Origin of the sequence: Microbacterium pygmaeum (assembly GCF_900100885.1) — a bacterium.
GTDB lineage: Bacteria > Actinomycetota > Actinomycetes > Actinomycetales > Microbacteriaceae > Microbacterium > Microbacterium pygmaeum.
This window is the reverse complement of record NZ_LT629692.1, coordinates 2,734,436-2,747,065: the sequence shown is the minus strand read 5'-3', so window position 1 is coordinate 2,747,065 and position 12,630 is coordinate 2,734,436. Positions and strand designations below refer to the sequence as shown.

12 protein-coding genes and 1 tRNA gene are annotated in these 12,630 nt (G+C 70.6%); 9 read left to right on the top strand and 4 right to left on the bottom strand.

Annotation, left to right across the window (positions count from 1 at the left end):
* Positions 1-7 precede the first annotated feature (7 nt).
* Entirely contained in the window at positions 8-613 is a 606-nt protein-coding gene (locus BLT19_RS13170) for a histidine phosphatase family protein (protein ID WP_091491041.1), read from the bottom strand.
* Between the two features lie 35 nt (positions 614-648).
* Complete coding sequence (locus BLT19_RS13165) at positions 649-1,491, bottom strand: Sir2 family NAD-dependent protein deacetylase (protein WP_091491039.1); 843 nt, start codon at positions 1,489-1,491, stop codon at positions 649-651.
* A gap of 132 nt (positions 1,492-1,623) precedes the next feature.
* Here BLT19_RS13165 and BLT19_RS13160 point away from each other — a divergent pair, with 132 nt between their 5' ends.
* On the top strand, positions 1,624-2,436 hold the full coding sequence (locus BLT19_RS13160) for a TrmH family RNA methyltransferase (RefSeq protein ID WP_091494005.1): 813 nt from the start codon (positions 1,624-1,626) through the stop codon (positions 2,434-2,436).
* Position 2,437: 1 nt separating this feature from the next.
* On the opposite strand, the gene BLT19_RS13155 is transcribed toward BLT19_RS13160, so the two are convergent.
* On the bottom strand, positions 2,438-3,295 hold the full coding sequence (locus tag BLT19_RS13155; RefSeq protein ID WP_091491033.1) for an SGNH/GDSL hydrolase family protein: 858 nt from the start codon (positions 3,293-3,295) through the stop codon (positions 2,438-2,440).
* A 119-nt stretch (positions 3,296-3,414) separates the two neighbouring features.
* Between BLT19_RS13155 and BLT19_RS13150 the strand changes: the two genes are divergently transcribed.
* The 5 genes from BLT19_RS13150 (at position 3,415) to BLT19_RS13130 (ending at position 8,922) form a co-directional block, all read left to right on the top strand.
* Positions 3,415-5,274 carry a DEAD/DEAH box helicase gene (locus BLT19_RS13150; RefSeq protein WP_091494001.1) on the top strand — a complete coding sequence of 620 codons (1,860 nt, stop codon included), beginning with the start codon at positions 3,415-3,417 and terminating at the stop codon, positions 5,272-5,274.
* 159 nt (positions 5,275-5,433) lie between these two features.
* Positions 5,434-6,516, top strand: a complete 1,083-nt coding sequence (locus BLT19_RS13145; RefSeq protein ID WP_091491030.1) for a VIT1/CCC1 transporter family protein — start codon at positions 5,434-5,436, stop codon at positions 6,514-6,516.
* 70 nt (positions 6,517-6,586) lie between these two features.
* Positions 6,587-6,671, top strand: a tRNA-Leu gene (locus BLT19_RS13140).
* A gap of 94 nt (positions 6,672-6,765) precedes the next feature.
* Complete coding sequence (locus BLT19_RS13135) at positions 6,766-8,064, top strand: M20/M25/M40 family metallo-hydrolase (RefSeq protein ID WP_091491028.1); 1,299 nt, start codon at positions 6,766-6,768, stop codon at positions 8,062-8,064.
* Positions 8,065-8,094: 30 nt separating this feature from the next.
* The gene (locus BLT19_RS13130) at positions 8,095-8,922 is read left to right on the top strand and encodes an undecaprenyl-diphosphate phosphatase (RefSeq protein WP_091491026.1); all 828 of its coding nucleotides are present in this window, start codon (positions 8,095-8,097) and stop codon (positions 8,920-8,922) included.
* 4 nt (positions 8,923-8,926) lie between these two features.
* On the opposite strand, the gene BLT19_RS13125 is transcribed toward BLT19_RS13130, so the two are convergent.
* Entirely contained in the window at positions 8,927-9,793 is an 867-nt protein-coding gene (locus BLT19_RS13125) for a PAC2 family protein (protein WP_091491023.1), read from the bottom strand.
* A gap of 109 nt (positions 9,794-9,902) precedes the next feature.
* Here BLT19_RS13125 and BLT19_RS13120 point away from each other — a divergent pair, with 109 nt between their 5' ends.
* The 3 genes from BLT19_RS13120 to BLT19_RS13110 are packed head-to-tail and all read left to right on the top strand — an operon-like array spanning position 9,903 to position 12,586.
* Positions 9,903-10,601: an HAD family hydrolase gene (locus BLT19_RS13120; protein WP_172825630.1), complete on the top strand. Its 699-nt coding sequence runs from the start codon at positions 9,903-9,905 to the stop codon at positions 10,599-10,601.
* Positions 10,598-11,608, top strand: a complete 1,011-nt coding sequence (locus BLT19_RS13115; protein ID WP_091491021.1) for a tRNA (adenine-N1)-methyltransferase — start codon at positions 10,598-10,600, stop codon at positions 11,606-11,608. Before BLT19_RS13120 ends, BLT19_RS13115 begins: the two co-directional genes overlap by 4 nt.
* Positions 11,609-11,617: 9 nt before the next feature.
* A complete protein-coding gene (locus BLT19_RS13110; RefSeq protein WP_091491019.1) occupies positions 11,618-12,586 on the top strand; it encodes an FKBP-type peptidyl-prolyl cis-trans isomerase in 969 nt (322 codons plus the stop codon).
* The last annotated feature ends 44 nt before the right edge of the window (positions 12,587-12,630 follow it).

The following is a 12,630-nucleotide window of genomic DNA, read 5'->3' as shown; positions in this document are numbered from 1 at the left end:
GCCGAGCCTAGGCGGTGGCGCCGGCGTACGACAGGAGCTGGAGGCGCTCGCGCTCGAAGAGCATCGAGTGCGCGGAGCCGTTCGCCAGACGGGCGCCCACCGGCGGCAGCTCGCCGGCGGTGGCGTGCCGGATCAGCTCGCGGATGAGCGCGCCGTGCGTGACGACGAGAACGGATGCCGCGCCCGGCGCGGTATCTCGACGGGCATCGCGCACCACCTCGGTCAGGGCGGCCAGCCCGCGTGCGCGCAGCGCCGGCCAGGCTTCGGCGCCCGGAACCTCGGCGGTGTGCCAGTCGCCCCACCGGCGGAAGAACTCCGCCGAATCGAGGCCCTCGGCTTCGCCGTATGAACGCTCGCGGAGTCCCGGATACCGCCGCGGTGCAGGCAGATCCAGTTCCGCGGCGATGATTCCGGCGGTCTCTGAGGCCCGCACGAGATCACTGGAGACGATGATCACGGGGGAGGAGGGATCGAGCTGGTCGCGCAGCGTCGCGGCCGTCTCGCGCGCCTGCGCCCGGCCCGTGTCGTTGAGCGGGATGTCGGTGGATCCCTGGATCCGTCGATCCCGGTTCCAGTCGGTCTCGCCGTGGCGGATCAGCGTCAGGATCGTCATGCTTCGAGCGTACGGGGCCGATGCAGAGGCACCGCTCAGCGCAGGTCGTCGGCGAAGGCCTGCAGCACGTCGCTGGCGCCGGCGTCGATCTTCACGCTGGCGCGCGCATCGCCGCGGGTCTGTCCGCGATTGATGATGACGATCGGGAGCCTGCGTCGGCGGGCGCGTTCGAGAAGGCGGATGCCGGAATTGACCACCAGCGAGGACCCGGCGATCACCAGCGCGTCGCTGGTCCGCACCAGCTGCTCGGCTTCGCGGAACTTCTCGGCCGGGATGAACTCGCCGAAGAAGACGACGTCGGGTTTGAGCATCCCACCGCACACCGTGCACTCCGGGATCACGAAACCGGTCGTGCTCTCGGGCCGCACGTCGCCGTCCGGCCCCAGCGGCACGTTCTCCGGCACGGTGATCCACGGGTTCGCCGCCTCGACGCGCGCCGCGAGGTCGCGGCGGTCGAAGACCTGGCCGCAATGCATGCAGAAGACCCGGCGCATCGTGCCGTGCAGTTCCACCACGCGGCGGCTGCCGGCGCGGACGTGCAGACCGTCCACGTTCTGGGTGATGACGCCGGACGCGGTTCCGCGTGCCTCCATCGCGGCCAACGCGCGGTGGCCCGCGTTCGGCTCGGCCGCGGCGAACGCCTTCCAGCCGAGGTGGCTGCCGACCCAGTATCGGCGGCGCGCGTCATCGCTGGCGAGGAACTGCTCGACGGTCATCGGCGTGCGCACCGGGGCGCCCTTGCCGCGGTAATCGGGGATGCCGGAGTCGGTGGACACCCCGGCGCCGGTGAGGATCGCCAGCCGCCGCCCGCGGAGGGCGGACAGTGCGGCGGCGATCGCGTCGGCCGTCGCGGCATCGAGGTCGGTCACGGTCGTCATGCGATCACCCCCTCGCGGTCGAGCCGAAGGCGCGTCCCGCTCAGAGTGTAAGCCGCGCGCTTTACCAGGATGTTACGACCGCCTCGACCTGCGAGAGTGGACGGCGACCATCCGGTCGGCACTGGAGGTGCGGTGGACGTTCTCGAGATCGGCGATCCGGCGGATCCGCGCCTGGCGGACTACCGCGACCTGACCGACGTGGCGCTGCGGCGCATCCTGGAGCCGGCGGGCGGCCTCTACATCGCCGAGTCCGCAAAGGTGATCGCGCGTGCGCTCGCCGCCGGTCACACTCCGCGTTCCGTGCTCGTCCAGTCCAAGTGGCTGGGCGAGGTCGAGGCTGTGCTGGGCGGCCGCGAGACTGTCGTCTACGTCGTCGATGCGGACATCGCCGAATCGCTCACCGGGTTCGCCGTCCACCGCGGAGCGCTGGCAGCCATGCACCGACCCGTTCTGCCCACGGTGCAGGAGGTGATCCAGCGGGCTCGGCTCGTGATGATCCTCGAGGACATCATGGATCACACGAACGTCGGTGCGGTCTTCCGCAGCGCTGCCGCCCTCGGCGTGGACGCGGTGCTGATCTCGCCGCGCTGCGCCGACCCGCTGTACCGCCGGAGCGTGCGGGTGAGCATGGGCACTGTCTTCCAGGTGCCGTGGACCCGGCTGCCGGAATGGCGCGAGGCGAGCGGCATCCTCCACGACGCGCACTTCCACCTCGCGGCGCTGGCGCTGACCGAGGACGCCGTTCCGCTGGACGTGTTCGCCGCGCGCCGTCCCGAGCGGGTCGCACTGCTGCTCGGCGCCGAAGGCGACGGGCTGAGCCGTCGTGCGCTCGCCGCGGCGGACACGGTGGTGACCATCCCGATGGCGGGCGGGGTCGACTCACTCAACGTCGCCGCGGCCAGCGCTGTGGCGATCTGGGCCCTGCGCTCGGGCGCAGCCGCGTGACCTAGACGCCCTCACCGCGCGGTGCCGCGGCATCCCTCCCCGGCGCCAGCGTGATCACCGGCAGCGGTTCGGGGCGCTTCGCGGTGACCTTGTCGCCGGAGGACTCGTGGCGCACGCGGCGAAGCACCCACGGCACGAAGTGCGAGCGGGCCCAGACGAAGTCGCCGGCACGCGCGGTGCGCCAGGTCGTCGTCGGCAGCGGATCGGGCTGCATCGCCTGCAGATCGTTTGGGACGTTGAGCGTGCGCAGCACCATCCGGGCCACCTCGTGGTGGCCGAGGGAGTTGTAGTGCAGTCGGTCCACGTCGAAGAACCGCATGTCCTGCACTTCCTTCAGCGCCCACTGGTCGGCGACGATGCAGTCGTAGCGTTCGGCGATCGCGCGGATGTTCTCGTTGTAGATCGCGACTTTGCCGCGGAACGGCCGGAACACCGGGGTGAAGTTCGTGTCGATGCCGGTGAAGACGACGATCGTCGCCCCCGAGCCGGTCAGGCGCACCACGGCGTCCTCGAAGCGGCTCGCGATCTCGTCCGGATCGGTGCCGGGGCGGATGACGTCGTTCCCGCCCGCCGAGAAGGTGATCAGGTCGGGCTTGAGAGCCAGTGCCGGTTCGATCTGATCGGCGATGATCTGGGCGATCAGCTTGCCGCGCACCGCCAGGTTGGCATACGCGAAGTCATCGACCTGCTGGGAGAGCACCTCGGCGACGCGATCGGCCCAGCCGCGATGACCGCCGGGCGACCCGGGCTCGGGGTCGCCGATGCCCTCGGTGAAGGAGTCGCCGAGGGCGACATAGCGCCGCCACGGGTGCGGACCGATGTTCGTGGTGGCGGCGGGGGACTCGTCGTAGTCGGGCATGGCATCTTCCTTGCATCGAAACATCCCGAGGCTATCGCGCCGCGATGTCGCATCGCTCGTCTATCGTTGGTCCTCGTTGTGCGTACGGCGGAGGGGGTGGGATGAACGACGAGATCGTGATGGATTCCGCCTCGCAGGGCACCGCCTCCCCGGACATCGCCTCGCAGGAGCCGCACATCGGCAGCTTCGCCGCGGAGCACCTCTCGCCGTCCTACCCGGCACGCGCGCCGTGGGGAACCGCGCAGCGCCTGCGCGCGTGGCAGGCCGATGCCCTGGATCTCTACTTCGGCATGGACGGGCCCGACGGGGTCGGCGGCGGGCCGCGCGACTTCCTGGCCGCGGCGACGCCGGGCGCCGGCAAGACGACCTTCGCGCTGCGACTGGCCAGTGAGCTCATGCGGCGGCGGATCATCACGCGCATCGTCGTGGTCGCCCCGACCGAGCACCTGAAGACCCAGTGGGCCGACGCCGCGGCACGCGTCTCGATCCGTCTGGATCCCGAGTTCAGCAATCGGCACGGGATGCCCGCACGCCAGTACCACGGCGTCGCGGTGACCTACGCGCAAGTGGCGGTCAAGGCATCCGTCCATCAGCGCCTCATCATGGACGCCCGCACGCTCGTGATCCTCGACGAGGTGCATCACGGCGGTGACGCGCTGAGCTGGGGCGACGCGCTCCGCGAGGCGTATGCGCGGGCGACGCGTCGCCTGCTGCTGTCGGGGACGCCGTTCCGCAGCGACACCGCTCCGATCCCGTTCGTCGAATACCACCCCGACGAGCACGGGATCCGCCTTTCGCGCACCGACTACAACTACAGCTACCGGCGGGCACTGGAAGACGGTGTCGTGCGCCCCGTGATGTTCCTGGTGTACGCGGGGCAGATGCGCTGGCGCACCAAGACCGGCGACGAGATGGAAGCCCAGCTCGGGCAGGACAACACGAAGGACGTCACGTCGCAGGCCTGGCGCACCGCGCTGGATCCCGAGGGGAACTGGATCCCCGCGGTGCTGCGCTCGGCCGATCGGCGGCTGACCGAGGTGCGCGAGCAGGTGCCGGACGCGGGCGGCCTCGTGATCGCCACCGATCAGACGGCGGCGCGGGCGTACGCCGCGATCCTCCACGATCTCACGGGCGAGGCGCCCACCGTCGTCCTGTCCGACGAGGCGGAATCGTCCTCGCGCATCGAGGCATTCTCCAGCGGCACCGGCCGGTGGATGGTCGCCGTGCGCATGGTGTCCGAGGGTGTGGACGTTCCGCGGCTGGTGGTGGGCGTCTACGCGACCTCGGCCTCGACGCCGCTGTTCTTCGCGCAGGCCATCGGCCGATTCGTGCGCGCCCGGCGACGCGGTGAGACCGCGAGCGTGTTCCTCCCGAACGTCCCGCAGCTGCTCGCGCTCGCGCACGAGCTGGAGCGGCAGCGCGATCACGCGCTGGACCGCGAGAGCGACGGCGACGAGTGGAACGCCGAAGAGGATCTCATCGATGCCGCGGAGCGGGAGGACAAGGCATTCGACGCGCTCACGCAGGAATTCACCTATCAGGCGCTCGGCTCGGTCGCCCACTTCGACCGGGTGCTGTTCGACGGCCAGGAGTTCGGACAGCTCGCCGTTCCCGGCACACCCGAGGAGGAGGAGTTCCTCGGCCTGCCCGGCCTCCTCGAGCCGGAGCACGTGCACGAGCTCCTCATGCAGCGTCAGGTCAAGCAGAGCCGGCACCGGACTGCGCGCGAGACTCGGGAGGCCCAGAACGCGACCGGAGACGTCGAACCGGCGCTGCCGCAGGCGCTGCACCGCACCCTCAAGGAGCAGCGTCAGCTGCTGAACAGCCTGGTCGGGCTCTACGCGCGCCAGACCGGTGAGGCGCACGGGCTCGTGCACGCCGAGCTGCGGCGCATCTGCGGCGGTCCTGCGGTCTCGCACGCGACCGTCGCCCAGCTGCAGTCCCGCATCGACGTGCTGCGCGCGCGGGTGCGTTCCTAGGTCGGCGCAGCCCTCCGTCCTCAAGCGGCGCTCCGTCGCTCGGACCGGAGGGTGCGGTTCGGAGGCCCGAAATGCTGACAATCCCGAGCCCGGGCGGCGTGCCCGCGGCGCGCCGCGGATACCGTTGACGGGTTCCGCATCGACGTCCTGGAGGCACGCGTGACCGCGCCCGCACAGCCCACCGCCCGCGACCGGCGACGCTGGGAGCGATACCTGGTCAACGAGCGCGCCGAGGCGCGCGTCTACCGGCAGCTCGCCGCCCGCCGCGAGGGGGAGGAGCGGGAGATCCTGACCGCGCTCGCCGACGCGGAAGGCCGCCACGAGGCGCACTGGCTGCATCTGCTCGGCGGCGAGCCCGCGCGGCTTCCCCGACCGGACGCCGGCACCGTGGTGCTGGCGTGGATGGCGCGCCGCTTCGGCTCGATCTTCGTCCTGGCGCTCGCGCAGAACGCCGAGGCGCGCTCGCCCTACGAGAGCGATCCCTTCGCGACGCCCGCCATGGCCGCCGACGAGAAGATCCACCACGAGGTCGTCCGCGGGCTGGCCGCGCGCGGTCGCCGGCGACTGTCCGGCACCTTCCGGGCGGCGGTCTTCGGCGCCAATGACGGGCTGGTGTCGAACCTGGCCCTCATCCTGGGCATCGGCGCGACCGGCGTGGCGCCGCAGTTCGTCCTCTTCAGCGGGATCGCGGGGCTGCTGGCCGGCGCCCTGTCGATGGGCGCCGGAGAATTCGTCTCGGTCCGCTCGCAGCGCGAGCTGCTGGAGGCGACCGAGCCCAACGACTACGCGGACGATGCCCTGCCGCACCTCGATCTCGATGCCAACGAACTCGCCCTCGTGTATCGGACGAGAGGGATGCCCCAGCCCGAGGCCCTCGAACGCGCACGGCTCGTCGTGACCGCCGCGCAGGGCGGGGCGGCGCCGGTCCCGCGCAGCGCCGATCGCGCCGCCGAGGACGACGTCGTGGGCAGCGCGTGGAGCGCAGCCCTCTCGAGCTTCCTGTTCTTCGCGTCGGGTGCGATAATCCCCGTCCTGCCCTGGATCTTCGGGCTCTCCGGGCTCGCGGCGGTGGTGACGGCGCTCCTCCTCGTGGGCATGGCGCTCATGGCCACCGGCGCGATGGTGGGCCTGCTCTCCGGCGGTCCGCCGCTTCGTCGGGCGCTGCGTCAGCTGCTGATCGGCTACGGCGCAGCCGCGGTCACCTACGTGCTCGGATGGGTGTTCGGCGTCTCGGTCGGGTAGTCGCCACGATTCTGTGCGAGGCGGTGAACGTGATAATGTCGATCTTCGGTTGGCGACAACCCACACCCATGCGCGGGTGGCGGAATAGGTAGACGCGCTAGCTTGAGGTGCTAGTGCCCGTATAGGGCGTGGGGGTTCAAGTCCCCCCTCGCGCACACAGAGACGAAGGGTCCCGAAAGGGGCCCTTTCGTCGTTCCAGGGACCACCCCGTGAAACGAAACGGCAACCTCGGCCGGGTAGGTTTGAGGAATGCCCTCGCACGATTCAGAGCTGCCGGAAGTCGTCCGGATCGCCCGTGATCTGATCCGGTTCGACACCTCGAACTTCGGCGGCGGCGACGCCCGCGGCGAGCGGGAGGCCGCCGAGTACGTCGCGGACTACCTCCGCGAACTGGGGCTCGAGCCGGAGTTCTACGAGCCGATCCCGCGCCGGACCAACGTCATGGCGCGCGTTGCGGGACGCAACGCCGACAAGCCCGCACTGGTCCTGCACGGACACCTGGATGTGGTTCCGGCGATGGCGCAGGACTGGTCGGTCGATCCGTTCGCGGGTGAGATCAGGGACGGGATGCTGTGGGGCCGCGGTGCCGTGGATATGAAGGACATGGACGCCATGATCCTGACCTCCGTCGCGGAGATCCTCCGCGCCGGTGAGCGACCCGAGCGCGACCTCATCCTGGTGTTCTTCGCCGACGAGGAGAACGGCGGTGTGGAGGGCTCGCACCTCGTGGTGCAGGATCGTCCGGAGTGGTTCGCGGGTGCGACCGAGGCGATCAGCGAGGTCGGCGGATATTCGATCGTGGTCGGCGACCGCCGCGCATACCTGCTGCAGGTGGGGGAGAAGGCGCTGATCTGGATCCGGCTGCGCGCACGGGGCCGTGCCGGGCACGGCAGCCGCGTGCACCCCGACAACGCGGTGACCCGCCTGGCCGAGGCGGTCGCGGCGCTGGGACGCACCGAGTGGCCGATCCGGCTGACCGCGACCACTGAGGCGATGCTCGCCGGACTGGCCGAGCTCAGCGGCTCCGACGCCGATCCCGACGATCTGGCGCGGACGACGGGTCCCGCCGAGGGCTTCATCCGCTCGACGCTGCGGACCACCTCCAATCCCACCGGGCTGACCGCCGGCTACAAGCACAACGTGATCCCGGATGCAGCGGAGGCGCTCATCGACGTGCGCACGCTCCCGGGCGCCGAGGACGCCGCGCTCGAGGACATCCGCCGGATCATCGGCGACGACGTCGAGATCGAGATCGTCGTCCGCGACATCGGCCTGGAGGTGCCCTTCGAGGGGGATCTCGTGGACGCGATGGTCGCCGCACTCGATCGCGAGGACCCCGGCGTCCCGGTGATCCCGTACCTGATGGGCGGGGGGACCGACAACAAGGCCCTCGCCGGGCTGGGCATCACCGGCTACGGCTTCGCGCCACTTCGCCTGCCGGAGGACCTGGACTTCACGGGCATGTTCCACGGCGTCGACGAGCGCGTACCGGTGGAGGCCCTGGTCTTCGGCCAGCGCGTGCTCACCGACCTGCTTCGCACCTACTGACCTCGTTTCCCCACGCTACGAAAGGCCCCCATGCTCTTCCTGGAGGCGATCTTCCTCGGATTCATCCAGGGACTCACCGAGTTCCTGCCGATCTCATCCAGCGCGCACCTGCGTATCGTCGGCGAGTTCCTGCCCAGTGCCCAGGATCCGGGTGCCGCGTTCACCGCGATCACCCAGATCGGGACCGAGGCGGCGGTGGTGGTCTTCTTCTGGCGGGACATCGTCCGCATCATCTCCCGCTGGTTCCAGGCGCTGGTGGGCAGGATCCCGCGCAACGACCCGGACGCGAAGATGGGCTGGCTGATCATCATCGGCAGCATCCCGATCGTGGTGCTGGGGCTGCTGTTCCAGGACCAGATCGAGACGACGTTCCGCTCGCTGTGGCTGATCGCCGGCATGCTCATCCTCTTCGGAGTCCTGCTGGGCATCGCCGATCACGTCGGAGCGAAGAAGCGCAAGCTCAACGACATCAACGTCCCGCAGGGCATCGTCTACGGGCTCGCGCAGTCGCTCGCGCTGATCCCCGGCGTCTCACGCTCCGGCGGCACGATCACCGCGGGGCTGTTCATGGGCTTCGAACGCGCCGCCGCGGCCCGCTACGCCTTCCTCCTCGCGATTCCTGCGGTCTTCGGCAGCGGCTTCTACCAGCTGTTCAAGAGCTGGAACGAGCCGGCCCTGTTCGGCCTCGCGGAAACGGCGGTCGCGACGGTGGTCGCGTTCGGCGTCGCGCTGGCGGTGATCGCGTTCTTCATGAGCTGGATCTCCAAGCACAGCTTCCTGCCGTTCGTGGTGTACCGCGTCGCGCTGGGTTCGCTGCTGCTGGTGCTGCTGAGCGCCGGCGTCATCCAGGCGTACTGATCGGCTACGAGCGGCGCGGGTCGTCGCGGCCGGGCTTGCTCGGCCCGTCGCCGCCGCGGCGGAGATACCGTTCGAACTCCTGGGCGATCGCGTCCCCGGACGCCTCGGGCGAGTCCCAGGTGTCGCGGGTGCGCTCAAGCTGCTTGATGTACTCCGTCATCTCCTCGTCGTCGGCCGCGGCCGCGTCGATGGAGGCCTCCCAGGCGACGGCCTCCGTGCCGAGTTCGCCGCGGGGCACGTCGGCGCCGGTGAGCTCCGCCAGCCGGTCCAGGAGCGCCAGGGTCGCCTTCGGCGACGGGGTGTGCCCGGCGACGTAGTGCGGAACGCTGGCCCAGAGGCCCGCGGAGGGGATGCCCGCCGTCTCGATCGCGTGCGAGAGCACGCTCAGGATGCCGACCGGTCCTTCGTAGGTGCTGCGCTCGAGATCGAGCGTCGTCCGCAGGTGCTCGCTGTCGCTCCCGGCGAACACCGAGATCGGCCGGGTGTGCGGCACGTCCGACATCATCGACCCGAGCGAGACGAATCCCGAGATGTCCTCGCGGAGAGCCACGTCGACCAGTTCGGACGAGAAGGCCTGCCAGGCGCGCGCGGGTTCCACTCCGGTCAGCAGCCACAGCTGCGTGTCGCCGATCGGAGCGGCGGGCTTGAGGATCGTCGCCTCCGGCCAGCGCAGCGAGCGCCGCCCGTCGGCATCGGCCACCATCTGGGGGCGCGTGTACTGGTAATCGAAGTACAGTTCGGGGTCGACGGAGAAGACCGGTTCGTACGACCCCGCCTCGCGCAGATGCGACACGGCGGCGGATGCGGCCTCGCCGGCGTCATTCCATCCGTCGAACGCTGCCACGAGCACCTTGCGACCCAGTCCGTCCACACGACCCCCTCTGCCCGCGGTGCGGGCTGCATCCAGAATATGCTCCGTGCGCTGCGGCCGGGTCCCGTCCACGACGGCGAGCCCCGAACCCCGCGACTAGGCTGGGTCAGTGAGTTCGAGCAGCCTGGCGGCGGTCCTGTGGGACATGGACGGAACGCTCGTGGACACCGAACCGTACTGGATGGCGGCCGAGACGCCGCTGGTGGAGCGCTTCGGCGGTACGTGGTCGCACGAACAGGCGCTGAGCCTGGTCGGCCGGGGTCTGGAGGACTCGGCGCGCATCTTCCAGCAGGCAGGCGTGCAGATGGCGATCCACGACATCGTCGACCATCTCACCGACGCGGTGATGGGCCAGCTCGCCACTGACGGGGTGCCCTTCCGGCCGGGTGCCCGTGACCTGCTGCGCTCGCTGCGAGACGCCGGGATCAAGACCGGCCTGGTGACCATGTCGCTGCGCCGGATGGCCGACACCGTGGTGGATCTCATCGACTTCGACGCGTTCGACGTGGTGATCGCCGGCGACGACGCCACGCGACCGAAGCCCTTCCCGGACCCCTACCTGCAGGCGTGTGCCGCGCTCGGGGTCGCGGCGCAGGACACGGTCGCGATCGAGGACTCACCGACCGGGGTCCGCTCGGCCGTGGCATCCGGCGCCGCCGTCATCGGCGTCCCGCTGATGGTCTCGATCGCGGGCGCTGGCGCCCATGCCGTCTGGCCGACGCTGGAGGGCACATCGGCCGCCGATCTGCGGGCGTTCCATTCGACCCACCGTGCCGCGGCGCATCCGTCGCGAGAGAGCCGAGCATGAATTCATCACGCCCGAGCGGTCCGTTCCGGATCGGCGATCGCGTGCAGCTGACCGGACCCAAGGGCCGGCTGCACACCATCACGCTGCGCGAGGACGGCGAGCTGCACACCCATCACGGAGTGCTGCGACACACCGCACTGATCGGGCAGCCGGACGGCATCGTCGTGGCCAACAGCGGTGGTCACGAATACCTCGCGCTGCGTCCTCTGCTGCGCGACTTCGTCATGTCGATGCCGCGCGGCGCGGCAATCATCTATCCGAAGGACGCCGCGCAGATCATCGCGCAGGCCGATGTCTTCCCGGGAGCCGTCGTGGTCGAGGCGGGCGTCGGCTCCGGCGCCCTGGCGATGTGGCTGCTCCGTGCGATCGGCGAGCACGGACGCCTCATCTCATTCGAGCGACGGGCCGAGTTCGCCGATGTCGCGCGTGCCAACGTGGAGACGTTCCTCGGCGAGACGCCGGCCAACTGGGACGTGGTCGTCGGCGACCTCGTGGAGGAGCTGCCGTCGGCCGTGGCCCCGGCATCCGTCGATCGGGTCGTTCTGGACATGCTCGCCCCGTGGGAGTGCATCGACGCGGTCGCCGATGCCCTCACTCCCGGCGGCGTCGTGCTGTGCTACATCGCCACGGCCACGCAGCTCAGCCGTGTCGCCGAGTTCATCCGCGGCACGGGGCTGTTCACCGATCCGGATGCCAGCGAGACGATGGTCCGCGGGTGGCACGTCGAAGGGCTCGCCGTCCGGCCGGATCATCGCATGGTCGCCCACACCGGATTCCTCCTCACGGCGAGGCGGCTCGCCCCCGGTGCGGTGCTCCCGGAGCTCAAGCGCCGCGCATCCAAGTCCAGCTACGGCGACGAGGACGTCGAGCTGTGGACTCCGGGCGCCGTCGGCGACCGACAGATCACCGACAAGAACCTCCGCAAGCGCGTACGCGAGGCCGAGCGCGCGGCCGATGGCGCACGCCGGGCTGCGCACGGGTCAAGCGCCGAGGGCGACACCGCCTAAACTGTTGCGGTGCGCAAGATCCCCGCTTCATTCGCGGTCCTCGGCCTCCTGGGACTCGCCCTCGTCGGCTGCTCCTCGGCCGGCGGAACCGCCGCCGACTGCCCGCGGCCCGCGGCGTCCGCCTCCACCGCGCTCGGCGCGGTAGAGGTCACCGGAGCCACCGACGAACTGCCCGACGTGCAGATCCGCACCCCGTTCCACGTCACAGCCGCCTCCTTCCAGGACCTCGCCGCAGGCGAAGGCCCCGCGATCGTCACCGACGACCAGCTCGTCGTCCTCGACATCGCCGTGCTCAGCGGCGCGACAGGGGATGAGCTCGTCGCAACGCCGTACGACGGCGACCTGTCCCGGGTCTTCCCGGTCTCGACCTGGCTGCAGACCTTCCCCGGCATCGACGGCGTCCTGGACTGCGCAGCGGCCGGCTCCCGGATCGTCGTCGCCCTCGCACCGGAGGACATCGACACCGCGACCGCCGCCAGCATCGGCCTGGCCGAGGACGACTCGGCGGTCGCCGTCATCGACGTCCGCAAGGTCTACCTGCCCGCCGCCGACGGCGCGCCGCAGTTCAACAGCGGCGCCGGGCTCCCCACCGTGGTGCGGGCACCCGACGGCCGTCCCGGCATCATCGTCCCCGATGCGGATCCGCCGAAGGACGTGGCCGTGCAGACCCTGCTCAAGGGCGACGGCCCCGAGGTGACCGGCGAGGATCCGGTACGCGTGCACTACACCGGCCTCACCTGGGCGGACCGCACCGTGTTCGACACCACCTGGGACGGCGAGCCGGCATCCCTCACCCTCGATGCCGTTGTTCCCGGCTTCGCCGAGGCGCTGCAGGGGCAGACCGTCGGGTCGCAGGTGCTCGTCGTCGTCCCGCCGGACCAGGGCTACGGGAGCGAAGGCTCCGGGTCCGTTCCGCCGGATTCGACCCTGGTGTTCGTCGTGGACATCCTTGGGATCGACCAGGCACCGGCGCAGTAGTCGACCCGGTCCGCGTCGCGCCGTGGCCGCCGGATCCGCCGCCT

What these genes read in the sequence shown, in the direction of transcription:
- BLT19_RS13170 (WP_091491041.1), bottom strand. Translation starts at nt 613, where the DNA reads ATGACGATCCTGACGCTGATCCGCCACGGCGAGACCGACTGGAACCGG.
- BLT19_RS13165 (WP_091491039.1), bottom strand. Translation starts at nt 1,491, where the DNA reads ATGACGACCGTGACCGACCTCGATGCCGCGACGGCCGACGCGATCGCC.
- BLT19_RS13155 (WP_091491033.1), bottom strand. Translation starts at nt 3,295, where the DNA reads ATGCCCGACTACGACGAGTCCCCCGCCGCCACCACGAACATCGGTCCG.
- BLT19_RS13150 (WP_091494001.1), top strand. Translation starts at nt 3,415, where the DNA reads ATGGATTCCGCCTCGCAGGGCACCGCCTCCCCGGACATCGCCTCGCAG.
- BLT19_RS13135 (WP_091491028.1), top strand. Translation starts at nt 6,766, where the DNA reads ATGCCCTCGCACGATTCAGAGCTGCCGGAAGTCGTCCGGATCGCCCGT.
- BLT19_RS13130 (WP_091491026.1), top strand. Translation starts at nt 8,095, where the DNA reads ATGCTCTTCCTGGAGGCGATCTTCCTCGGATTCATCCAGGGACTCACC.
- BLT19_RS13115 (WP_091491021.1), top strand. Translation starts at nt 10,598, where the DNA reads ATGAATTCATCACGCCCGAGCGGTCCGTTCCGGATCGGCGATCGCGTG.